Genomic DNA, 25671 nt, shown 5'->3' on the forward strand with positions numbered 1-25671 from the left:
TCCGGTAATCAAAACCAGTCTATTATTAATGGGTTACATTTGATCTAAAATCATCGTAAGACGACAGATTAGCGTGGTAATAAGCTATGTCTCCATCTGGAGCAGCAAACTTGTGACCATATTTATCGCTGACTGTGTTGCTATAGCCTTCCATTTTCCACTGGTTATCCAGTGGCGTGGAGTCTCCAGGCAAACGATAATATCGAAGGTAAGGCTTGTTCTCTCCGTTACGGTAAGTCTCTATATTGAAATTTACCACGATGTAACCATTTTTGAGCCAGATCGGGGAACTGTCAGTCAGACCGTTATGAGTGCGTCCGTATTCCATAATGTTATAACCCATTGGCACAACATAAGGAGCTGCCGGTAAACTGAACTCTCCGTACCACTGCTGCTCGGCTGACACTGTACGATTTACATTAACCCCTTCAGGGATGTTATCGACTGGTCCAATCATGGTCCGTACGCGCTGGGTAAGATCAAGCCAGCTATAACCACCAATCAGACTATTCTTGTTAGCTTCGTGGGCGAAATTCTGGAAACCGTAGGTTTTCACAAAGTTCGCCGTGTTGTTTAAATCCGTCTGGGATATATTCCTCATGGGATCATTGAGCTTGATACTGCGTTGAACAGTATCCTGGTTGGACCCTACCTTGACGAAATATTTTTTCTTGGTCTGATCGTGATAATAGATATCTACTGGCTGTCTGTTCTTTCCGTTTTTATCAACAAAATAAAAGGTCGGTTTGATTCTAACATGGTCACCAGAGGAAGCCATGTTACCTTTAGTCTTAAAATCAAATTTTATATGATAACCCGTCTTGATAGCGATATTTTTGTAACCCTCGTTGGTATGGCTTCCTGGTCTGATAGGAAGCAGGAAAGGGAACTTATTTCCACGTGGCGCACCATCAATACCGTTTGGTCCAACCCAATAAAACGCACCGGTGTGTTGAGAACTACCTTTCTTCGTACGGAAGACCTGCTCCCAATCAAAGTCACCGATATCTGCAATTCGGAAATCATAAAGTCGTCCTATGACTTGAACTGGTATGGTGTTGATGGCGACATGGTTAGCCAAATCGAGGTTAGCCATCTTCTCCCACGTAAATTCCTTAGGAGCATTTTCCGCAATCGAGCGGAAATGCACGGTATAGTCACCCTCGTCCACCCATACAGGCATGTTGAACGTGGTGTCTTCTTGGTTAACCGGAATATCGATCCAGGTGTTCGCCGGGATATACTTCGATTTGTCCTGATTCAGCACCGGAAACTCAAATCGTACTTGCTTGTAGGCCGTGTACTTTGCATAATCCCGGTTACCGTAGCCCAGGATGTCTCGATGTTGTCCCTTGGTCGGGATGGTCACCGTGAATGGACGATCCAGGATAAGCGCGGCCCGTCCAGCAGTCGGGTACACCTTTTGATTATGAGGCTTGTCGTCGGTGATGCTTGGATACATAACAACTGGTGTATGGACAGTAACCGTATTAATGCCGTTAATTGGATAGGATTTATCCTCGGTCCCTTCGGAACTGCCAGGTATCACATCGTAGTTGATCGTTCCGTTACTTGGCGTGTTCAGCTTGTTCACCTTAAACATCTCAATCACATGACCGGGGCTGTACAGCACATCTTGTCCGATCTTCTCAGGCGCTGGAATTTTCCCAGGCGTTGGTCCTTCCTTCTTCACACGCTTATGATTCATGATGATCTTGCCGTCAAAGTTAAGCGTGTCGTTTTCGACCTCCACATCCGGAGTGCGCTCTTGAGCAACAGGCTTGAGCGCTCGTTCCTCATCCGGCACCTTCGGCATGCTTTTACCACCGTAAATGTATTTGGAGCCGCCGTCGATGATTCCCGGCGCTGAACCTGGATAATACTTGCCGTTGTTCGCAGATTCTACCGCAGGCGGCGTGTAGTTACGCGGCGGAATGGTAATGCCACCACCTGGTAGCGCATAGTTGCGGAGCTGCGCGTTCTTGATCCCGAACACTTCCAGATTGTCTATGGTCCAGTAGGAATACGGCTTTACGATCTCATATTTGTAGTATTGGACGATGGTCATATGGCGGGTATCGTTAATATCTTCCCATTCCAGCTCATACGTGCGCTTCAGCTTAACGTTGTACGTGCATTCGCCCTTGAGCTGCTGGAATGTATTCTGGAATAGATAGTTCCTGGCAATGACGTTTCCGTACAGGCTTTCGGAGGTCGGTATGCCCTTGGACACGTCAAAGCGATGAGCGCCGCGCTGGTCGGCCTTTATGACGGCGGAAACCATCGGATCTAAGTATTTGTCAGACTGGGTTCCTGCTGGAGTCGGACGGCTGCATTTTACGCCTTCAGGCGGGTCCTCCTCGGGTTTCAGCTCCTTGTAGAACAAATGGACAGTGTATTGCTCGAACTTGCCGTCATACGTCAGGGGTGGGAGCTGTCCGGGTATTATGTTGCCACTCGGCGGTGCGCCGGTGGAGCTTTTCTTGTAACCCACGTACTCGTAGTTCGGATTACTGCCTGGTGTGAATTCGTAGGTTTGTCCGACCTTCAGGTTTTCGCTGCGCGGTGGAAATATGGCATCTAGCGGTTTGTTTGATTCGGTAAAATGTTTCACGGTCAGGCCGCCGTCTAGTTCGATTTTGAATAGAATAGGCTGGAAAATGCGGTAGGCTTCCACTTCCTTCGCACAGCTAGGGCAGCTTTCTCCCTTGATATCTCTTGGAGCAACCTCTGCATTCAGTTTTATGTTTACAGTAATCGGTATAACAGTAGTTTCCGTACCAATCCCTTGTTTTTGAAAGGGGCGAACATCTGAATCTTTGGTGCCACTACTCATAGCAAATGCATAATCATCATAGTTATCTGCACGGGATTGAAGGAAATATTCCGGGTGACTAACGTTGTCTGCCTTTGTATATAAACGGGCTGTCACATTCTTGATCTTGCGGCCTGGAAACTGAAACTTATAAGTAAAGGTGGCTTCACCATGCATGCCCTTTCCGGGTTGTTTTCCGCCGTCTGTAACCCATTGTCCAGCAGTGTTTTTCCACATATCGAAGTACATCATGCCGACAAAGTAGCGATCATTCTTGTCTGCATAATAAGACAGCGGCGTAATTGCCGGATCAGCAGCAGCCTTGTTCATAGGAAAAGAAAAAGGTGGGAGCTGCAATAGAAGCAGTACCCCCACCAGAAATACGCCCAGAATGCGTTGAGTCTTCTTCATGCGCTTAATTACCTTTCCACGGGTTGACCATCATCGGAATGTATTCTCTTGACCCAAGTCCAAATGCAATATACTCAATGTCCGATAGCTTAAAAGATTTATAATTTTTGATACCCTGGATTGTTTCATCGCTGGAAGAATAAATTTTGTAGTAGACCATTTTAGTACCGTCACCATTATCTTGAGTCATTTGGTCCATTGGAAAACGAATGCGGGCATCATTATTTTTCGTCAAATAAAAAATAGTTCCCGCAGTTGATTTTGTTTTCACTCTCATTTTCAAGTAAGGAATGCCATCAGACGTAGTATAGGGTTCCACTGAGTAAATATCATGCAGTAGTTTGATAGGAAGGTCTGACTGTTTGAAGACGACTACTTTGTTATATGGTGTACCTGCTACATTATTAATGAGGTTAGGAACAGTGTTAATTGCCTTTTTATATGGTTCAATGCTTACTGGTTGAAGCCCCTTATTTTCCAGCGCAACAGTTTCCCTCTTGCCGATCCAAACCCAGCGGCTGACCTTATCCCATTCCACCGTTTGCCCCAAACCTTCGCTTACCAGACGCAGGGGTACAAATGTCCGGCTCTGCTTCAGGATAATCTTAGTTTCATAGGTTTTAGTTTGGCCATCCACGGTGGCCGTGTTCTGGCCGACCGTCATAGCAACAGAATGAGCATCATTCTTGATCGACACTGCCAGTTTGCCGCCGGTCTTTTCCCAACCGACTTTCGCTCCTAAAGCTTCAGACACGAAACGGATCGGTACCATAACGTAGTCATTATCGTCCTGGAACGGTTGCGCGTCTGGAAATTGAATCGTTTTAGCATCCAGCAAGACCTTGATCGGCTTGGCATTCTCACTTTTAGCTGCCTGAGTGGGTACAACCGAACCAACAAAAAGTAACGATACTGCTGAAATCGAAAGAATCATTTTTTTAATCATAAGAAACTCTCCTTGTATGAATTAGTATGAAAAATTCCGGTTCCCTATTAAGGGTAGTAAGTGTAGCCCCACAAATAATCTTTATAATCTCCTAATCGATGTATTTATGAAGATATATAGCCTCATTTTCTTTATTATTGTTCCATAATAAAGAAGCTGAAACTTTAGATTTAGTAGAATTACTCAACTTTCACCGGCTTCCATTATATCCCTCTCTAAAATGAAAATACAATTTCAAAATACATTTTTATTTCTTACCAGGAAAGTAACCTGCTAGAGCTGCTTCATGTTCGCTAGAAAACTTCTCCACTATGACTCCACTGTAATGATCACTTTCTCTAAAATAAACTTTTATTCCGTCACGTAAATAACCATATATAACAGATTGCTTAACGAGACGGCTACCACCAAGAGCATAATTATTATAATAATTTAAACCAACTGGAACACCCTGAATGAAAGATAGAATACCGACATCATTAATAGTATTATTCCATTCTTCTTGGTCTACACTTGGCAACGTAAACCTATACGTAATTCCTAAATTTCTTGCATACACATTATAGGCATTAATGTAGTGCTCTAAGTTTTTTTGAATAACGTTAATAATAGTTGTTCTCCGCACTTGGTCAAATAACTCAGGGTCGTTTAGTAAAGATATTTTGTGATTTACTTGGGAAGCAACGTCCTCCCGTTTTCCTTCAAACCATTGCTTCTGCTGAGCATCATATGCATAAACGTAATTATCTAAGGTAAATGAGAGGCTATTTCCTTGGTTGTCCGCATACGAAAATGGCATTTTAGATTTCCAAACTTGTCGGTTCTCTTTTTCTCCCTCTTTATTTGTAAAGGTGTCATTTGTGTAAATCCATAACCCGTCATAATCAACAATTGCAAGTACAGGTATGTATCTCTTTAGAACCCCCTGCGCTACTTCATCATCACGAATGTCAACATTATTGAATAACGTTTCATAGAAAGCTTCAACAGCTCGTTCTTTGTTTGCTCTAATCTTCTTAGTTGAATCATAACGAACCTCCATATTCTGGTCTTCATTTAATCTCAATGAAAATGCAGCATCTTGAACCGCTGTTCGGAGAGCTCCGTCATAAAGAATTATTTTTTCTTGGGTTCGCTCTTGCTCAATACCGCGCCAATAATTTTTAAAAAAGACTGGGGAAACAATAATAACAAACACGAGCGCCCAATTAATAATCCTCATTATTTATAATTCCTCCATACGGGATATCAATGCGAGTTGGATCTACCGAACTCCCGTTGGTTAGAAAATCGGATAGAAGCTTTGCCTTTGTTGTATTTGTATTTCTCACCGTAACTGTAAAAAAGTCACCTTCCTTGAGATAATATTTTCTACTCGGGTCAAAATCTGAAACACCGTTATCTGGAAAGAGTGTAGCAAGAATAGTTTCTTGGTAAACGGCATCATAGTATACTTCTGCTGTTCCCATAAACGTGGCTTCATCAGTTGGATCTTTATAAATTGGATTATAGCGTTTTGACTTGTGCTCCATCTTAATTTCAAATAGGTTATTAGTTGCGCCCAGTTCTCTCGTAAAATCGTTATACATCATGGGAGATATATAGCCTTTATTCCGCACAGAGTCTACAAAATTTGTCACTGCATTATAAGATAAGTTATAAGCCATTTGGTCTTGCTGTTCGTAGGTTGACTGAAGCGGGAAATAAAAAAGGAGCAAAACTGCTATAACGGATGCAAATGGGATCGATAAATACTTGGTCATGTTTAGCCCCCTTTCTTTTACACCCTTCTAAAAATTAATTTCTGAAGAATTCCATTACTATCACGTTGGTATTCAGTACGGTACATATCGTTAACATTAATCATGGATACGTCAGTATAATCCATATTTAAATTCTTATCATATAAAAGTCCATCGACTTGGATGTCAGCATTAATTTCTGCAATATGAAAAATAGACTGGACAACAGATGCTCCATCAACTGTTTCTGATCCCTCTATTAGGGGTGTCTCAATAAGATTCCTATCCCTGCCGCTTATAGTAGAATCCGCTTCGGTCAAAGTTAAATGAGTTGTCTCAAATAAATATGAGCCTGAAATAAGTGCTGAAAGAAAGAGAAAGAATAAAGCGGAAAACTCAATCATACTTGCAGCATTTTTCATTTTTTTGCTCCATTCTAAATTTGTTATGCTTCCCTCTATTCAATGCAAAAGGGAAGCATAACAGATGATTTATTGTTGAGTAAATGTAAGTCCTGTTACGACATTATTAGCATCACGTACAACTTCTCCCTTAAATTGTCCGGATGGATTTACATACTCATTTGATGTTATTGATTGTGTATTCCCTACATTTCCTTTGGTGTAACTCGTACCACCGCTATTTTTTTTCGTTTTTATTTCAATTTTAAATTCCTCCTTATTACCAAACCTACGAATAGAACTAACTACCTGACTTCCAGTTAAAATGGTATTTTCATAACCAACAAAGGCCTGCCCTGTTAATTCTGTTTGTATCCCTGCAAATTCAGTTTGTGCCTGTTTCGTACCTTCTTGGGCTGACCCAAACAACATAACAACTATAGTAATCAGTGCAATAGTCAGAAATAGTCCTGCTGCTACCTTCAGAGCAGAAGATGCGTTATTCATTTAGTTCATTTCTCCTTCAATGTTTTTTTAAGAGTTGTTGTGTTACAAAAAAATGTTTTAACTAATCTATCTGTAGCAATGAATTACCATAGTCATTTCACCCCCCTGAAATATTCCTAATTTGTTGAAATGACTCGCCTGCTTGAATAATGCTTAGGTAGATCATAGGTGCGACCAGATAAATAAAAACAAGATAAGCTCCAGGAGTAAAGCCGAGCGTTCTTCCCCAATTAGCCTTCATTTCGATGACACGGTTGAAATGTTCTTTCCTTTTTTCAGAATAATATTCCTTCGTTAATTCAAGGTCATCGAATGCCTCTAAAAGTGGTATCTTTGAAGCTGCAAGCTTTAGTTTTTGAACGATTCTAACGAATGGTTCAAATGAAACATCTTCTTCTAATTGTTCTAGAGATTTCTCCTGACCACCGCTATAGTCATTCAAGCAATTTTTGATTGGATCTTTAAAGATAATGCTATACCGTTCCATCCACTCAAGGATGGTTTCAACATCCATCCGTTTAAAATTTGCCAAAATCGATATAATGGTATGAAATTGATCGACTTCTTCTTGCATCTCCATATATCGAACTCTCTTTTGAAAATGGAGTAACCATACAGGGAAAAAGTAAGCTAAGTAACTTAAAACAATACTGATTAATAACTCATACCACTTGAAAAACTCATTTTGAATAATCATAAACTTTTGATAAATTCGGTTCGCTGTAATGATCGTTGCTGGATCGTTTTTGCTCATTGATGTTAAAACACTTACTGTAGTAATCAAGGATTCTGGAGTAACCTCACTATTTCTATCCAAGGTTTCGATTACAGAACGATCAAAATTAGTATTACGAATCTCTTGAGCTTGTTCTTTTGGACCCAATTTTCCAAGCATGCCATTTCCCTGTACAGGTACATAGAGTGTATTATGAATGGTTATACTGTGCATTTGGAAAGCAATGAAAATAGTACACAAAAAAACCATTACGCTTAAAACAATCCGTTGAACATATAGCCACTCTATTGTTAAATACGAGTTGGCATCTTTAATGAGCATTGACAATCTAAAATGAAGTCCTTTATTTGAATCAGGTACTAATCGATCAACTAACCAGCGTATCGGAAAAACCTTGTTATAAAAAAATTTTTCCCACATAATTCGATCCGTTTTTTCCACATAACGAGCTTCATCATTATTTAGCAATTTCTTAATTAAGGCGTAACAAATTAGTACAACACCAAAGAATACAACCTTAATAAAGAACCCAATTTTACTATCATAGAAATCGTTCATTATCGGAAAATAGTTTTTGGCCCATATTTCGATCGGTCTGATACAAAGAGAAGATAAAACGGCTATAGTCGATAGCCCTTTGAGTAAATAGTTTAATTTTTCTCTTCTCAGAATCTCATAATTTACATCTTGCACTAACTTAGCCAAGGAGTTTAGGTACATAGATGATTTATTGACGATTTGATCACCAAACTCAAATACTAAGTAAGAAAAGCCCGTAAATAATTTAAAAAACTTATTAGGCGCAACCTCATAATACGTATCTAACGCTTTTTCCTGATTCTCTCCGGTTAAAATTTCATAAATTCTCTCTCCATGCTGCGCTGCTTCATGAGGAGCAGTTTGGCTAGATTCATATAACGCTTCCTCAACGTTTTTTGTGCGTTGATAATGATGTCTACAATCCTCAAAGAGTATGATGGACTGTTTAAGTAGTCGGTCCTCCACTCTATTTACAAAGGTATCAATCATCATCCCATTTACAACTACAGCTCCAAAAAGCACAAAAAATATAGTGAACAAATCTCGACTAATTATTGAGGCTAATAGAACTATAAGGGCTGTAGATCCAAGAGTAATAAAGGTGATTTTCATCGTATTACTTCTAATAGCATACTCATCAAATGTCTCAAGAACTTCTAGACGTTTTCTTATTTTCCATAAATATTTTTTTAGAAATGGTATACGTTGAAAATGTATATAGCCCTTTTGGTACCAAAGATTTAGGCTATTTTGAAGGGCTTTTTTTCCGAAATGCTTCTTAAATAATTCTTCTATGTTTTCCCCATCAGCATTTCTTACAAACGAAGTTATAAAAAAGACAGCTAGAACTAACAGGAACATAGTTAGTGAAATACCAAGAATAACCCATCCAATCATGATGCCACCGGCCAGAATGTTGCCAACATTTCCTCAAATGCAGCACAGTCTTTTTTAGTCATTTGTTTCATCATGTCTTTCTTTTGTTGTTCTGTTATTGGATTTTTAGCCACATACCCCTCATCTTCGAATACAATAATATCCCGTTCCTCATATGCCCTTTTATCAGTCATCCGCTTATAGAATTCGATCCTTGCTTTCTCGGAATCTTCAGGATACGGATTTTCCTGATAAAAAAGGGGGACACATTCTGTTATTCGCTCAATATATCTTCTTCCCTCAGGATCTTTAAATAAGTGAACATCAAAATTAAGAATGCTAACAACTTGCTGCTCAGCGATAAATTCATTCTGAAACAACCCAGTTTTAAGAGCTGAATTTCGTAAAGATGATATTAAGTCCTTAAAAGTTTTTGGATGGTGCGAAAATATCGTACATTTGCTCGCTACTGTACCCGCCTGAATGATCCATGTAACTTGCTCATCAGTTGCAGCTTCACCAATAATGTTCACGGCTCCATCCGTTTTCTTTTGCACATCCATCCCTTGTTGACCAGAAATCTCCGCAGTTTCTTTCGTGGTTACAATATTACGTCTTGGGAACAATTTTCTTAAGTGTAGTTCAAAAGCCATTTCCATTATTCGTAAAGCGAGAGTAGCTGCATAGAATTTAATGCAAGCCATTATAAAAGTGGACTTACCTGACCCCTGTTCCCCAGTAACAGCTATAGTGCGTGTAGACTTCATTAAAAAAGGAATAAATCTTAATGGTAAGATCGTATTTTTAAAAGAGTAGCCTCTACCCTTTGGATTTAAAAAGTTTTCTAAGTCAGCAAAAGTTAAATCGAATTTACGGTTGAAAAATACCCAAGTCTCCGCAAAAGGTGGTCTCATAACAACAATACGTGAGTTGTCCTTCATATCGTTTATGATATATCCGTTTTGTTCCGTCAGTTGTCCTGGGTTATTATATTTATAAATAGATTGGCATATTCTCTTTATTTCCCTTTCGCTTCCAAATGACAGAAAGGATAAATGCATGGTTTTACCACGATACATAATCCATACTGAATGCAATACATCTTCTTTAGTAGCTGTTCGCATGGCCTCTAACAGCTTTTGTTCGTCCTCTATATCTTGAGAAAACGCGGGTAACCCAGATACTCCACCAGATACACCATCAATAAGCATGTTTCTGATTTCATCAATAACTCCAAAACCCTTATACTCTTGATAAATCCGTTGAACAATTACTTGCATTTTATCTTCAAAGGACAGTTTACCCGCCTTTTCTTGATAGATATCAAGTATCTCCTCTTCAGTAATGATGTAGGATTCTGTTTGACCATCTTCGATGACATATTTCAGCTCATCTAGCTGGTACTCCTCAATCATTTGCGGCAATGCTTTATATTTGTATTTTTTCTTATATATTTGCATAAGAATTTCAAACTTATCCTGCACAGTTAGTTTTTCAGGATCGTCAAATGGTAGAACGTAATTGACATTCTGCTCATCCATCCCGTATCCCTTCATGAGGAGATCATGTATGAGATCTTTGACGTACATCTTGTCATAAAGATCACCACTATTACAGCCTTTTAAAGCAGCTTTCAATTCTACTCTCATATTTTTCTGGCGTTCAAAGTCAGCCCTATCCAGAGCATTGTCATAAAGATTTCTTCCCGTCATTTCATTAAATTGTGTCTTGATATATTTTGTCATACTATTAATATTAAATTTTTCAGAATCTACATTCGTTTTTAACTTCGGAACAACGATAGGATTTCGTAACTTGTAGATTAAGATAACAAGAAGGACCAGCAAAATTATACCTATTGTAATTCCATTCCATAAAAGCATTAAGAGACCCCTCTTTCAATTCTCTTGATTTCCGTATTCACACCAATTTGAATGAGCAAATCCTTTGAGATTTTCCGTACTTCCTGGAAAAAGGAGTAACTTGGATGCCGCTTGCCTGCATTTCTTGCTCTGCGGAACCAATTTAGTACATCCTTGTCATTAATAGCGTCCCTGAATTCAGAGCAATACGGCAGACCGTAAATCGGATCATCTATTTTGAAATTTCTTTTTATATTAGTCACATTATATTTGGAATACTTATCATACTGGCCAAGTAAAATGATCTTTGACTTTTCCTGAAGATTATCTGGCCAATCTTTTTGTTCAACATAACTTTCAATAACAGAAGTATCCTGACTTAAAGTAATAACAACTATATCTGCGTCTTGAATTAACTGTTCACTTACGCTGCTATTATTCCCACTATGAATATCTAAAATCACAGCCTGGTAATAACGATCTGCTTCGTCAAATATTGCTCCTGCTATGGAAGGGAAATTTTCGTGCGCTTCAGATTTTTTAGTTCCCATTAATAAGTCCAGTCTTCCAGCTTCAAGCGAAATGGTATGATCACTTATACTATCAGCACTTAGTCGCTTGCTTTTAAATAGTCTCTCCAAATTGTCCATACCACTAGTTGTTGTATTAACGAGGTTTCGGAACTGAAGCTCCTTCGCCTTCATAAATGCATTTTCTAAATTAGGACGACGGAATTGAGTTTGTGTAATTAAGGTTCTGATATCATAGTCTTGTCCAATCATTGTCCCAATAGCAAGTGTATTGGATGTGTTTCCTCGACCTGGGTCTGGGCTCCAGAATACAATTTTAGCCATTTATTTTCCTTTCTCAGCTATCTTAAAAGCTGCTTTGATTGTATTACTATCTTCTGTAGTTATCGTTTTAATAAGCTCATACAATGCCTTTTTTGCTTGACGGGACAAAGATTTCAGATAAACTCGACTTTCAAATTGGTTATTAACTTTAGTTGCATAATTCACTTCGTCATAATAAAATTCGAATTCTCTATCCTCATCAAACTGAATTTTTAAATGCGAAAGAACAGAATTTAAATAGTCCTCTTTTACATGCGAATCTACAAATGGATACTGAACCCTAACAAAAGGAATATCATCATGCCCTTTTACATAAAACTCAAGAATTTCAACATTTCTTTCTATCGTGAACCTCTCACAGTTTGTGATCAGAACATGACTATGAACGTCATTCCAAGGAGCTTTCGGAACTTCGGATAAGAATTCTTCCGAATCTGTATCTAAGAGGATATATTCATAGGATTCTAGACGTTCATTTTTATTCTTGAGATAATGTTGTAGGATTTCATGAATTCCTTTATTTTGTTTTTCAAATCCTGTTGCTACATCAAACCCATCATATTCAGTAATTAAGTTTCCTTTTGTTATATGAGGAATAGAGTAACTGTGTTTCTGCTGATCCGTTGCATCTACAATTAGTACTCGCTTTCCTACTGTGGCTAATACTTTACTTATATAAAATAGCAAATCCGTTTTGTCAGTTGCTCCTATAAACAGAATATGTCGCATTGTTGCCCCCCTTAAGGTTTTACTGTAGTTTGAGACGTTTCCCCATAAATCTTACTTTCAGACTGTGTATCTGGTTCTACTGTTACTGGTTGCGGTACAGGTTGTAGATTAGAAACATCGTTATCTCCTGTAGGCGTTATAGTTTGCGTTGGAGACTCAGCACCTTCACTATTAGCTTCATTTGTTGGTATAGCATCCTTAACAGGTGGTTGGCTTGAAGAATAACCACTATTATTAGAGGTGTCTGCAGGACTACCAGACGTTCCAATTCCAGCACCTGCGTTGTATTTAGCTCGTTCTTCCTCTGTCATCGATCGTAAATTCATTTCTAGCACTGTACGTTTGCGTGACTCCAATTGTTCAGTGGCACGTTCAACAATGTTAGGATCAGATTTAATCAATTTATTAACAGAGTCCTTCGGAGGGTAAGTTACAATCGCCTCCTTTTGCATATAAGGATCAACATAGCTCAAAGCATAAATGGTTGCGTCGTTGATATAGGCATCTACAATAGCACTGGACATTAACAAAATGTCCTGTTCATTCATTTGAAAAGTAATAACATTCCCGGCTAAATCACTAACTTTCTTTTTAGCGAGAACTATATAATCTTCACCTGTAGGGAACTTAATTCTTACATCTACAAATTGTCTTGAGTCCAACTTGGTCGGCAATTGAATTAATTTAAACTCTTGGTTTCTTAGATCTGCAGCTGTAACACCTTTTTCAAATAACATAGATTGTGTGACAGGTGTGTTTTGTGGTAAATCAATCTTGGTATACTTACCTACTATGTTTTCTTTCCTCATGATGTTTGCTGGTACAGATGCACTTGGAACATTAATAGTTTTAATATCCGATTCTGATAGAACATCTCCGGCTTTAACCCCATTTTTCCTTATTACAACGGGAACCTGCTTCATCTCTTGTTGAATTGTCTTATTTGCATCCTGTAACTGCTGTTCTACTTTTACACGATCAACCCTATAAGAATCTTGTATATTTCGAATCACTAGTATCATAATAACGAGGCCAATGAGTGACATAATTACAGCTCCGACAACACCCGCAATCATGAGTTGTTTATGTCGTAAACGTACCTTTGACATGTTTATTCTCCTTTTATTTGGTTTGGATCATTCTTATTCAGTTAAGTTCAATTAAGTTAATTTAACTTAACTTAATTGAATAAGTATATTTGTCTAACGACCACCACTATCCTCTCCTTTTATTAGTGGAATTTTTCATACACTAAATTGTTAGTCCTCTTAAATTTTTATTAGTAATATTGAAATCAATAAAACTATTAAAAAAACAGAACAACCTATAATTAACTTTATTAATGACTTACTTTTTTTTATTTTTGTTAACACTTTAACTGTGCTTAATATATTTTCAAGAGTCTCCTCGGTTTCAATATCCTCTTCAAAAGGATCTGGTTGGTATGGGAGTTTAAACACGTTCCCAACCTTTAAATTTCTTTTTACATCTGCTATAGCTTGGCCATCTGTCAATGGGAGAACAATATTCCATTTCTTTTGTTGCTCATATCCATTTGTACTAGAAAGAAACCTCTCAAGATGCCTCTGTTTCCACTCAATCCCACTACCTACCACAATCTGAATATCAGATCTAAGAAATTCTTCGAAAAATTTCGTAGTATCATAGAATCCTAGATCTAAGATAATAAATGTGTACTCTGATGATAAAAGACTTATTAAATCAATTTCATATACATCTGATTTGTAATAGTTAACACCAGCGATTTTGAAACTTTTTGTCCCTACTGAAACATCATCATTTTTTATTCCTTCATGCGCCAGTTCAAGATACTTAAAATCAGAGCTTTCGTTGCATTCTACCAAAGCAACACTATTTCCTTGGCGTGCCAAAAAACTTGCCATAGCTACAGAAGTGTGTGTTACACCCACCCCCGAATAAACTCCAGTAATGCCTACAACAACTGAACCTATTATCCGGTCCTTAACTACAATTTTTTCTTTGACACTCGGAAATGGAATTTGAAAATCTTCCATTTCATCATCTATAATCAGCTCTCTTTCAGGCCGCTTTTTCTCTTCTTTTGATATCTGATTATTTTGCTTTTCACATTTTGGAGCTTGAACATCGGTTTGCGTCACCGCTTCTTCTTTCTGACTTTCATTTTTTGCCGTATGATAAACCCGTTCACTTTTTAAAGTAAGTTCACTTGCTCCCCTATCAATTTTTCTCCATAAAATGTCTTTGTTGTACTCCCGATACTTAGAAACCTCAGCAAATTCTTTAGGGAATTCAAAGCTCCTAATAAGTTCCCTTACATCTATTGAATTATTTGTTGAGGCTTTAACGAATATATTGTAAATTCCAATCCCCACTAGTTCCGAAAGGAACGGATGTCCTTCACTTTCGTTTGATAAAACAGCGAATTTAATGTCGCTGTGTCTAGAACGAATAGTTAAAAGACAATCAGACAAAAATTCTAATCTCTTATCATTCAACTTGTATGATAAGTCTGTTGTAATAATAAGAGCGTATATGGGTTCATCATTTATATAGCTCATTTCAATTGCTTCAATTAAATGTTCGGCCATAACGACAATGTCACTAACTTTGTACTCATGTTGTTCTACAAACTTTTTCAGTTTCGTTGCAAATTCAGTATTTTGAGAGCCAATAATCACTCTTCGTGGTTCATTACCTACCACTGTGTTTAACCCCCTACTCCCAAAGAGACTGTCCAAATATTTCATTTATTGCTTGTTTGATCTCCGTACCTGGTTCTTCTTTATTTTTTTCATATCGAGAAATCATTACTTGATATACACGAAGTTTTGGATTCTTCTCTTTTAAAACTTCTACCAACTTCTCTTGCGTCCACCCCTTCCTCATTCGTAATAATTTCAACTTTTCAGCAGGTTTATCAATAACCACAGAGACACCCCCCATCGCTTTTTTTACAACAAAAAAGCACACCAACTAACCCTATATAGGGTTTGGTCAGCGTGCTTCGCTATTGACATCTCTATGTGGTTTTTATTTATACACTCTTTACAGAAACTATCCTAGTATATTCTAAATGAGGTGTCAAACGCTCTATCCAGCTTATTTTTTTAATTCTTCTTCCATCCGTTCCGGAAGATGTTTATCTACATAATCATTAATAAATTGTACCTTTTTAGCAGTGTCTTCTCTTTTAATAATAAAACCAACTTTGGCAGGATCTTTCGCCCATTCTTCTTCTGCTTCTCTTTTAAGTTCATTCTTAAGTCGCATTTCAGTAATGTAAATGTCCACCTGGTAACTTCTTATTAGTATCTCAGTTTCTTTCTGTCTCTCTTTCTCTTTTTCCTCCTCAACTTTTGCCTTCTCTGCAGCCTCCTTGGCCCTCTCAGCTTCTTCTTGTTCTCTCACCTTTGGATCAGGAAGAGCGAGTCTTGTTCTATTCTCAAATTCTTGATATAACTCTTCTTTAAACTTGCGCATCTCATCCTTCATAAGTTCAATCCGGTCATCCAACTCGTCATTAACTCTCTCAATAAATCGATCCATTGTAACTAGTTCGCTGCTACTTGAAGTCTGCTGATTTAAATCATAGTAATTTAGTTTTCCTTCAAATTGTTTTTGAACTGCATTTGCCATAAATTCTGAAGATAAATTTTTTCCATAAAGTTCTTTTTGCTGATGCCAAAATATAACTATATCGATTTCGAGCTGGAATAATACTCTTTCTCTTTTATGTTCTGTACGCGATAGCGTGTGAACTTTATACTTTTCAAGCGCATTGAACCATGTCCTTAATGTTACAACTGGGATATTCAATCCTTTTTCTTGCTTCAAGTATTCGGAAGCTTTCCCTAGTGTCCAATAAGGTTCTTCAATTGTAGACAATTCCCTCACCCCTTTCAGCAGAAAATACATAATATAATTATAAGCTCCAATTAAAACATAAGCTATATATAACCTATCATAAAATTTATATTTATATCGCAACACAAAAACTATAGAATATATTCATGCTTTCAACTGCCTGATACCATAACAAACAAATCATTTCATTATTGAGATAATCTAAGGATTGATAAATGAATTCAAGCATTAATATTAATATAGGCTATGAGAATAATAGAGACTACATAAAGCTTATATATAGATTCAAGCAAAAATACAAATTAAATTTTGAAGAATATATTTTTTCTTATAATATAAACTACAAAATAAATATATAATATATCGGAAACGAACAAAATTTTATGTATTCTATAATCTACAAACTTATATAGAATACATAAAATTTTCCTGTATATATAGGATACATTATTGGTTTTATAGATTATATTATTCTCTCTTCATTGTAGTTCTACTTAACCTTCTATAATACATATAGGATATATTTATGATGTATACTATATAATTTCAGTTATATATTCTATATTAAAATCCACTTTTTTAAGTGACCGTCCTATATGTAGCATATATTATAGGTATAGAATATATTTTTCGCCTTGATTCTCTACCTCTTTGTGATATAATCAATATAAGTTAAGTTAATTGAGTTAACTTAACTTAAAATAAGTTAACTCAATATTACTAAAAAATTGGAGGTTTTACATTTTGGAAAACAAACCTTTTAATCTATTTGGGGGTTCAGACGCAGGAAACACAACAATTAAAATATCTTTTGTAAATAAAGAAGGTAATATTGAAAGTTTTCCCATCGCTACATTAGTAGCACCGGCTGATGAGAAAGGTGATCCTCTAAAAAACAATAGTAAAGTTTCTATGACGGATCGGCTCCATGTCTACATACAATCAAAGGCTATTAAGGGTACTTATTATTACGTAGGTAACTTTGCACGTGATAAGAAAGATGTAGAACAACCTGATGGGGGTCCAAAATTTTCAAGCGAATTACACTTTGTTACAGAATTGACTGGCCTTGCAATTGCAGCTGCTTCTTTAGAAGAATATTATGTTACTCACAATTATGCAGGTGGACTTCCTATTGAAGAATTCAAGGTAAGAGGCGGAGAATTCCTTGAAAAAATAAAAGGAGAACACAAAATTGAATTTTTGGACGGTTTATTTTTAGGAAAAACTGTTACGATTAACATTACAGGCGGGGAAGTTAATATTGAGGGAGCTACAACTTCTTTAGCGTTAACTAACGATATTGTAAATAATAAGATTATTGAGTTGCCGACCGCTAAAGACTTTGATGAAAACGACTATGTTATAGGTGACTTGGGCGCCGGTACAACAGATGTTGCTCTATTCCAAGAAGACGGTCTTAATGGAATAAATAGTACGAACTTTACATTTGGCACAAACAAGTTTATCGATGATATAATCAAAGAAATATCTGAAATCCAAGAGTTTAAGGATACTCATGCATTTTTGAAAGAGAACAATATTGAAATAGAATCACCATTTTCTAATCGTGAACAATTTATAAATCAAGTTGTTAAACCACAAGTGAAGCAAATGATACAGGACAAAAAATATGAACCAAAATTTAAAATTTCCTGGGGACGTGTAGTTGACATCGATGTAACTCAAACTGTTCTTAAGTATATGGAAGACTATTCCAAAGAAGTAGACAAGAACTTCAATCTATTTTCTTATACAAAAGCAGCAAATGTCCGGAATTTTTACTTAGTTGGTGGCGGAGTATTATTCGGATACTATTATTTCCGAAATTTAAAGTTTTACAAACTTCCCGATATTAAAGTAATTGAGGAAGCTCAGTACTTCACAAGTCGAGCTTATCTCATAAACTCGTACATTTCACAAATGATAGGGAATTAACATCAAATAACAAACAACCGAAAAGGGAAGGGTGTTTGCATCAAAAGGGGGTAAATTATGAGTGAACAACACAACCTGAAGCAATTTGTAAGAGGGAAGGGGTTTACCTTTACCCCCTCCCGTATTCCTGATAGTAATGGTTTTGATTATATCACTGAGCTAAATCAGTTATTACAAAATAGCCATGAAAGTCAAAACAAGTTTATGGAGACTATGTTAAGAGATGCTATTGCATATAACAAATTAAAGTCAGCAGGGCTCCTTAATAAAATTAATGCAGACATAACTTCGGGTGGAACTCCTATAAATACCACTCAAGCAGCAACTTCTACAGGGACAAATAATCATGATTATGGAATTCCTATTAAACCGGAGATAGTATCTAACGAATCCTCTACACCGGATACCTCTGAACATACAGGAATGTCAGATGTTGAAATGCGCTTAATGGAGAGGGCAAGGAAAACGAAACTAAAAATTTAAAATTTTAATTGGAAACCTTTATGTGAACTCTTTTATTTACAGAGTGCATATAAAGGTTTTTTCTCTAGTATTAGAGCAGCTGAACGTTTTTTTGAGTGGTTAACATAAAATGAATTATTATTTCACCAAAAAATTTCTATTTAAATATTTAATTAGAAGGCTTTCATTCAGATCGCCTCCTAATTCTCCTATTAAGTCACTAAGATTTATAAAAGATCGCCAACGGACAGTGTTACCTCTTGTTTTAAATGAAAAGATGTCCATATTCACATTCTCTAACTTACTCGGTTAATCCGAACCTATTGTAGTTTATCTATATTACAAAGTCGACTATACGAGTACTAAATAAGCCCTTTCAAGATTTTTTCTTTTTCTCATAGAAACTTGGAACACGAAACCAGTGAATAATCAGAAAATTATTAAATCTTTCTGCAATATAAACTTGCAAAACTCAGTGTTTTTAAAATAAACGTAAATTTATAGGAAGGATCTCTAAGTTTACTCTTTCCAACTTTGCTAAAGGCGGCAGCAAGAGGGGGAAATCTTAAAATTGACTACACCGGATATGGCATACTTAAGTGCGATATCCAGTTTGTAACCAGCAAAATGGGCGTATTTCTAGATTTTAAAACAGTAGGAAGCTGGTTCATACGTCAGCAGCGGTAGAACAGACAGTTTGAGCGTGGCCTATGAGGATTTTTGCCAATTTTTTTGACTGGGATATTGATGTTGTAATTGATGATGGATATGGACGTACGGCGAATCATACGCTGCACTTGTTAGGACCACCAAATCCGATGGACTTTATTCTTACTAATCTGACTTTAATGGATGGCTTTCAGTTTTGGCTCAAGAGGAAGTACGTCAGAGAGAACTTTAATGGGGGAGATTACATCTACGGATACGTTTAATACCTATTTATGCTAAGTGGTCGGTACAAAGCCAGGAAACGGGCAAACAGACGCTTCATTAGATGTACTGTAGTGTACCTAAGATCATTAAAACGATCAGGATTTAGCCAGGGCTTAATGTGCTGTTCAGTTGAGGTGTATATCGGCGACTTATAAATTTCGGCCGACGCCTTTATAAACCAACCGAGCCATCAGGATTGAGCCGTGGAATCTCCTACAAAAGCGTACGAGAAAAACGAAATCATAGCTGATATGGTTAGGCTTGTTCCGGTAGATCTGATTGCTTAATCGATCTCAGATAAGCCTTCTCAGAGCCAGAAAGGTGAAACAGCCGTTATAACGGTAAAAATTAAAAATGTAAGGCATTGAAGATTCAATAGATAATGGTACGGAAGGACATCACAGCCAGTTAGCCTATCTGACTAAGAATAGAACGCCAGATTGGGGTACACAACATCACATCATCGTGCTGGTTGGTCCAGTTAATGAGTATGGTACCAGCCACTGCTAGTAAAACGTCTACGGCCAAAAGCTCGCTACTTAAGGCTATGAGCCGAAGATTATGACAAAACAGATTGGAAAAACAAATTCCACCAGGATTCAACGAAACAACGTAACCAATTAAAGGTACCCATATTGGAGCTACTCCAAGCGAAGTCATTACCAAGGTCTTTGATGGTAGTGATAATTGCATCAAAACGATTAAGCTGGAACAAACTTGGAGATAGAGAAGAGCTGAATGCTTTATGAGCAATTCAATGGTCTAAGTGCAGACAGATAGGATACGACTTTACAGCTCTCAGATTGATTCTTAAGATTGATTTTTTTCATTAATCGGAATGATTTCGTTGGTTTAATTTTATTGTGTCTGACTAAACCTTGTTCTTTATTTCACGGTTTTGAACGGGGAACGTCCAGATAAGAATTATTTCTTACAAGAGGGGAAGTCATTTTTGCCTTCCGACCCAAAGAAAACTCATCCCGAACCTAAGTAAACTTTCTAAGACTTTATAATAAGAAAGATATAAACACCCTATTAAGCAAGACGTAATCAATACATTTTGTGTTTAACTTAACTCAACTTAACTTAACTCAACTTAACTTAACTTAATTTAAGTTAAGTTAAAAAGACTTGTATATTTCTATTACCCTAGCAGATTCTCTCAGATTGATTTTATTACAATAAAAAACCAGTATTCTCTAGTGGAATTTTAGGTGTATTTATAAGTGGAATGTAAAGTGGAATATCTAATGTAATTTGGTGTGGAACCAGCACCTTGCATTCCACCTTACTTTACACCTCGAATTACACCTTTAAAGATAAACTGAAAGTCTTGATCTGCTTGAATACTCATTTAGAATCTGATAGTTTGACTTTATTATTGAAAAGGGTTAAAAGAAGCGTGAATAAATACGATTAAAGGAACGCATGAAATATGAGCCCTTTTAAGGTTCTAAGAAAGGAAGTTTTTGAATGCCGAACGTAGGGTCATATTATTTCAGTAACACCGAATTGAGCATTATAACATCTTTATTCATATATCGTTGCGGCACGGCCGAGCAAATTACATATATGATACAACCTGAACTAGCAAAAAACCTCACGATCAAGAAGGATGAGGTTAAAGGTTATAGCGGTCGCACAAAATATATAGCTAGACTATTACATAATCTAGCTGAGAGAAATCTTGTAACAACAATGAAGACTCCTCACTCGATGCGATTGATTTATTTTCTCACACAAGAGGGTTTAAATTGTGCATATACCATTCTTGGGATAGAAGAGCACTCCGCGAGTCTTGCGAGTGGGTGGTCAGGTGATTTTGGCTATTTTGATTACCATCTTTATAAACCTTCAGTAGAAAGATTTATGCATCATAACCTTTCAGTAAACTTCCATATTCAGATGTTGTATTATGCATCCTTTAAAAATTTCCACTATGAATTTATTGATAATCGTTATGCCTCTAGAGAGTTTACTTTAGTTAAAGAGGGAAGGAAAATGAAAAGGTTCTTTCGACCAGATGGAGAATTTAAAATTAATGATATTTATCATTATTGGATAGAAATAGATATGTCTACTGAACGTGGTGAAAAATTAGCTGACAAATTTGAATCCTATCGAGATTACTTAGATGTTATTACTGAGGGAATACCATTTTCCGAAATGAATGAGACTCCGCATACAATTATCTTTCATTCATCAGCAATCTATATAGCAGCACGATGGAAATCAGTTTTGAACGCCTTTATAACAAAAATGAAACATTTCACCGGCTTAATAAATTTCAGACTTACCAACAACTCAACTTTAGAACATGCAGTAGTTGCTGAACTTTCACGAGAAGAACATCAGAACAAAGTTCTTAAAAACTTACAGTTCTATCTAATGAAAGAGGAAGGATTTTTAGGGTTGCCAGATACACGTACTCAAAAGCCAAACTTCATAAAGTTGTTGCCTTCCGATGAAAAAGCGTTAGGTTGGTCGCCCAACATTATAATTGTCGATAAAAGTGACGGAACAAAACAGATTCTTCTATTCGAACGTTTTGAAGGAATGGAAAGTATAGGACTTGCTAGAATCCTTGATTTCAATAAAAAATTTAAGTCCTTAGAAATAGGGAAAACCGAGCACATAAAAGAAATTATCCCTGTTTTATATTTTTTCGATGTTGTACCTAATGCTCAATCCTACACTATGACATCTGTAGAGATTGATTTACGTGGGATCTTTAACAAATTGATTTTGCACGATGCAAAAAATAATGTATGGTTAGATGGGAACGATCAAAGTCAGATTCATACTAACCCGCTGATGTACAGATGTTAACAGCTATGGCAGTATTGAATTTAATATGGATTCTTTAAATTAATTAATCTCGCTGAAAAATGCACCTTCAGCGAGAATTTACGGCTGGACAAGCGAAAAATTTTTTTACCTTTTTGTGCTCTCTTTTCAACAGATCAATTCAATTTAAGTAGAACAACACACTTGCGTTTCAATGGTATATTCTCCATTTTTATTTAATATGCCGTCGTTTTCTTTTCAGCTCAGGTACGACGCATTCTGCGATCCTATTTGTGCTGTCTGAAAATGCCTCTTCAATAAACGTTTCCATAACCCGGCTTGTAATCATTTCAGGCGTAATTTCATACTCCGTGTTGACTCTTTTATTAATAGCCTCACAAATCATCTGCAGTTGGTAATGACTCACCCTACTAATTCGAAATGTGATGACTCTGTATCTCCATGTTTCCTTCCACCATTGATAGATCGAATCAATAACCATACGTTATCACCCCGTCCTTTATTCAATTAACGTAATATACTCCACACGCTGCGCCCCTCTAATTTACCCTCAACACTTTTTGCAATTTCCGTTTTTGGTTCCTTTAGGTCTTTTGATAAAGCTATGCTGTTTTCAGGCTTTATTTTTTTAGATTTGGTGGGTGAACCTTTTGGAAAGGCAAGGTCTGAAACATTGAGTTGAGTATGTGGCCTAGGGAATGGGGCGTTATTAAACAAGGCATCATAATTAAGTGTTGGAGCTATCTGTAGTACGATGCATTTTGTATGCAGGGCGTATCGAATCAAGGCATGTGTAGCATGGGCTAAATACGGCGTTCCTAATGCTATTTGAAACTCCCCAATCCGATTATATAGGGCTTTACCAACCCTCACTTTAAAACGATCCCGATTCCCGGTGATTTGTATATATTCATCAATGGAAGCTGCGAATTCATTCCCTAAAAATAGTGAATTCTCATGAGAAAAATTTCGCTTATAGTAAGCGCTAAAAAATCTGATGCAATCCTCATTGTGAACCGCAGCATCTATCAGTAAGACACCGATCTCACCCTCTGGGATTTCTAGGTGCCTTGCAATTCGATGAATCCATACCCGAAAGACATCCGGTACATACGGAGCAATTGATTTTTTTTTATCAGATCTTTCTTTTCGCGTTGCAATACGCTCTACTGTCACATTATATCCCCCCAGTAATAAGGCTTTAATATAGGCACTCCGTTCCTTAGTTCCTACTTTAATCTATGTCTCGTCCAGGTATAATAGAACGCAGTGTTGACCATACTAATGCAATAAAACTAGTTTGACAGGAGGTAAGATGTATGAAAAGAGGATTGCAACTTAAAATGGGACAGAAAGAACTTGAATCCCTTGCTAAGAGTACTGTTGAAACGGCAAAAAAATTGGGCTATCCCTTAAAAAACAAGAAAATGGTCCGTCCTTAGAGGAGGGCCTTTTTTTTGCAAGTTATCGTTCATTGATAATCATATATATTCAACCTTCACCCCTTAATAAGATCCAATTTAATATGTCTGTGTTGCCGATAAATATTTCGCTTCCTCCCTCACAATTAGAAACGAAAAAAAACCGTAACATCAGGGTTTTGAGCCTCCATCACTACATACCAGGAAGATATAAAAGAGATTCAAATAAAGCTTTAGGACGTTTAAGGTGCAAGGAAAAATCGTAAACGTCAACCTATAACATAGTCTCTGCTTTTCCAATTGTTCAGAGACGTTTTTGTTGGTTTACATTTTACTTAGCATCGTTAATTTACACTAGTTCCCAATATTTCTTATGAACATGCATTGTGAAATGTACAAATAAGAATTACATTTTCTCAAAAATTTTTTCTTCTTAATCCTCCTGTTTAACAATAGTTAATCTGATAAGAATGATGGATCTTAGACGCTTATTCAATGAGAATACGCGTCATGAAGTAGTTTAGCTCTTCCTGATAGATAATCGTCCTAAAATCCTTACATATCAATGGTTTTGGCCTCCCTCTTAATTAAAAGGGGAGAACTCGAAAGGAATGTTTTGAATCAACTCGACGTTTTAGTGTATGATAAAAAACGTAAACGTCAACAGTCGAAGAGGGGGAGTTTAATGTCATTAATTGATAATTCACAACAGAAAATATTCATGCTAAATCAGAAGAAAGAAGAGATACTTGCTTTAAAACATGAATTGCCTGATGCCCCGTATCATATATTCAGTATCAACGCGATGATTCGCGATGCAGAATTACGTTATGAGAAGCTCAAGACCAGCTATTCGCCATTAAAATGTACCCAATGTCTGGGACCAATTAAGGAGAGCGACCATTCTGTGACCTTTGGAATTCACAACATATGTTACCGGTGTCTCAAAACAATCTCCCAAGTGATGAATACTAAAGAAATGGAAGAGCGGAGATCCATGAAAGTTGGAACAGTAAAGACTGATTGCAACAACATACTTCATTCTCTAAAAGATACCTCACTCATACGCAAGTCAGGTAAATGTTGGCTTGTTCATGAAGTACTACTAGAACTCTTTTATGATGCCGGCCGCAGTAAAAAACATTTTGAATTAACATGGATCGAAGAGATGGAGAAGCATCTGCAATTACTTCAAACACAGCATAGAATAATTAGTGATATAAAGGATTCTCTAGTTGGTTCTACTTGGCAGATGTTTAGCTTAGATGCACAAATAAGAGACTATGAAAATCGATTAAGTATAATTAAAGGAGGTACACATCCGTTTCGATGCAGTCAATGCAATGGATGGATTAAAGAGCCCGGGCTTCCTATATTATTGGGACACTTTACGTTATGTAAGAGATGTAAACATACAATTGAACAAGTAATCACAACTAGTGAAGCTGAGACTCGACACGCCCTTACACCTGGTCAAATCAGGAAAGACATCCACCGAGATCAATTAGGTAGATATATGGAGATGGGCCTGCTGAGGCAATCAGGATCTATTTGGTTACTACATGAATCCGTCATTCAACATCACTACTTCAAAGAGAAAAAAACAACTTCTGTTGTAACAGATATACCTCAATCCCTACTTGATCGGTCTGCAGCTGTATTTCAACGGAATCAAGAAGAAAGAAAATCGTAGCTTTTTCATTTATATTCATAACATAAACTATTCCTATACTTAACCCTTAACTAGGTACAGTGATTAACTTGAAGAACAAATACCATCATAATGAGGAAAGATAATAAGCTTTTATGTTACGACTTCGCAG

At 36.9% G+C, this 25671-nt stretch carries 22 protein-coding genes; 6 read left to right on the plus strand and 16 right to left on the minus strand.

Features of this window, described 5'->3' with window-relative positions; genetic code table 11:
* Positions 1-25: 25 nt before the first annotated feature.
* From PPM_RS26955 to PPM_RS27020, 14 genes are all read right to left on the minus strand, one after another.
* Positions 26-3226 (minus strand): DUF5704 domain-containing protein, encoded by a 3201-nt coding sequence (locus PPM_RS26955; protein ID WP_025675982.1) that lies wholly within the window; start codon positions 3224-3226, stop codon positions 26-28.
* Positions 3227-3230: 4 nt separating this feature from the next.
* On the minus strand, positions 3231-4172 hold the full coding sequence (locus tag PPM_RS26960; protein ID WP_014600150.1) for a stalk domain-containing protein: 942 nt from the start codon (positions 4170-4172) through the stop codon (positions 3231-3233).
* A gap of 247 nt (positions 4173-4419) precedes the next feature.
* Positions 4420-5394, minus strand: a complete 975-nt coding sequence (locus PPM_RS26965; protein ID WP_014600151.1) for a hypothetical protein — start codon at positions 5392-5394, stop codon at positions 4420-4422.
* Positions 5381-5935, minus strand: coding sequence for a hypothetical protein (locus PPM_RS26970; protein ID WP_014600152.1), 555 nt, complete (start codon positions 5933-5935; stop codon positions 5381-5383). The genes PPM_RS26965 and PPM_RS26970 overlap by 14 nt, the downstream gene beginning before the upstream one ends.
* A 17-nt stretch (positions 5936-5952) precedes the next feature.
* Positions 5953-6336, minus strand: a complete 384-nt coding sequence (locus PPM_RS26975) for a hypothetical protein (RefSeq protein WP_014600153.1) — start codon at positions 6334-6336, stop codon at positions 5953-5955.
* 69 nt (positions 6337-6405) lie between these two features.
* The gene (locus PPM_RS26980; RefSeq protein ID WP_014600154.1) at positions 6406-6822 is read right to left on the minus strand and encodes a hypothetical protein; all 417 of its coding nucleotides are present in this window, start codon (positions 6820-6822) and stop codon (positions 6406-6408) included.
* A 97-nt stretch (positions 6823-6919) separates the two neighbouring features.
* Entirely contained in the window at positions 6920-8995 is a 2076-nt protein-coding gene (locus PPM_RS26985; protein WP_014600155.1) for a hypothetical protein, read from the minus strand.
* Positions 8992-10857 carry a pilus assembly protein CpaF gene (locus PPM_RS26990; RefSeq protein WP_014600156.1) on the minus strand — a complete coding sequence of 622 codons (1866 nt, stop codon included), beginning with the start codon at positions 10855-10857 and terminating at the stop codon, positions 8992-8994. The genes PPM_RS26985 and PPM_RS26990 overlap by 4 nt, the downstream gene beginning before the upstream one ends.
* Positions 10857-11690, minus strand: coding sequence for a hypothetical protein (locus tag PPM_RS26995; RefSeq protein WP_014600157.1), 834 nt, complete (start codon positions 11688-11690; stop codon positions 10857-10859). Before PPM_RS26995 ends, PPM_RS26990 begins: the two co-directional genes overlap by 1 nt.
* A complete protein-coding gene (locus PPM_RS27000) occupies positions 11691-12419 on the minus strand; it encodes a hypothetical protein (protein WP_014600158.1) in 729 nt (242 codons plus the stop codon). It abuts the gene before it with no gap.
* 11 nt (positions 12420-12430) lie between these two features.
* Positions 12431-13528: an SAF domain-containing protein gene (locus PPM_RS27005; protein WP_014600159.1), complete on the minus strand. Its 1098-nt coding sequence runs from the start codon at positions 13526-13528 to the stop codon at positions 12431-12433.
* Between the two features lie 159 nt (positions 13529-13687).
* Entirely contained in the window at positions 13688-15124 is a 1437-nt protein-coding gene (locus tag PPM_RS27010; RefSeq protein ID WP_014600160.1) for a hypothetical protein, read from the minus strand.
* Positions 15125-15137: 13 nt separating this feature from the next.
* Positions 15138-15350 (minus strand): helix-turn-helix domain-containing protein, encoded by a 213-nt coding sequence (locus tag PPM_RS27015; RefSeq protein WP_025675983.1) that lies wholly within the window; start codon positions 15348-15350, stop codon positions 15138-15140.
* Positions 15351-15521: 171 nt separating this feature from the next.
* Complete coding sequence (locus tag PPM_RS27020; RefSeq protein WP_014600162.1) at positions 15522-16307, minus strand: hypothetical protein; 786 nt, start codon at positions 16305-16307, stop codon at positions 15522-15524.
* Positions 16308-17030: 723 nt separating this feature from the next.
* On the opposite strand from PPM_RS27020, the gene PPM_RS27025 reads away from it, so the two are divergent.
* The 4 genes from PPM_RS27025 to PPM_RS27040 all read left to right on the plus strand — a co-directional run bounded on the left by PPM_RS27025 (position 17031) and on the right by PPM_RS27040 (position 22448).
* A complete protein-coding gene (locus PPM_RS27025) occupies positions 17031-18224 on the plus strand; it encodes a ParM/StbA family protein (RefSeq protein ID WP_014600163.1) in 1194 nt (397 codons plus the stop codon).
* A 57-nt stretch (positions 18225-18281) separates the two neighbouring features.
* Positions 18282-18707 carry a hypothetical protein gene (locus tag PPM_RS27030; protein ID WP_014600164.1) on the plus strand — a complete coding sequence of 142 codons (426 nt, stop codon included), beginning with the start codon at positions 18282-18284 and terminating at the stop codon, positions 18705-18707.
* Positions 18708-19396: 689 nt separating this feature from the next.
* Positions 19397-19618 carry a hypothetical protein gene (locus PPM_RS27035; RefSeq protein WP_014600165.1) on the plus strand — a complete coding sequence of 74 codons (222 nt, stop codon included), beginning with the start codon at positions 19397-19399 and terminating at the stop codon, positions 19616-19618.
* Positions 19619-21092: 1474 nt separating this feature from the next.
* Positions 21093-22448, plus strand: a complete 1356-nt coding sequence (locus PPM_RS27040; RefSeq protein ID WP_014600166.1) for a replication-relaxation family protein — start codon at positions 21093-21095, stop codon at positions 22446-22448.
* A gap of 190 nt (positions 22449-22638) precedes the next feature.
* Here PPM_RS27040 and PPM_RS27045 read toward each other — a convergent pair whose 3' ends face one another.
* A complete protein-coding gene (locus tag PPM_RS27045) occupies positions 22639-22908 on the minus strand; it encodes a hypothetical protein (protein ID WP_014600167.1) in 270 nt (89 codons plus the stop codon).
* 26 nt (positions 22909-22934) lie between these two features.
* Entirely contained in the window at positions 22935-23603 is a 669-nt protein-coding gene (locus tag PPM_RS27050; protein WP_014600168.1) for a hypothetical protein, read from the minus strand.
* A gap of 143 nt (positions 23604-23746) precedes the next feature.
* On the opposite strand from PPM_RS27050, the gene PPM_RS30445 reads away from it, so the two are divergent.
* Both PPM_RS30445 and PPM_RS27055 read left to right on the plus strand, forming a co-directional pair.
* On the plus strand, positions 23747-23869 hold the full coding sequence (locus tag PPM_RS30445) for a hypothetical protein (protein ID WP_268988020.1): 123 nt from the start codon (positions 23747-23749) through the stop codon (positions 23867-23869).
* Positions 23870-24533: 664 nt separating this feature from the next.
* Positions 24534-25541: a hypothetical protein gene (locus PPM_RS27055; protein ID WP_014600169.1), complete on the plus strand. Its 1008-nt coding sequence runs from the start codon at positions 24534-24536 to the stop codon at positions 25539-25541.
* Positions 25542-25671: the final 130 nt, after the last annotated feature.

The organism is Paenibacillus polymyxa M1, assembly GCF_000237325.1.
Classification (GTDB): domain Bacteria; phylum Bacillota; class Bacilli; order Paenibacillales; family Paenibacillaceae; genus Paenibacillus; species Paenibacillus polymyxa_C.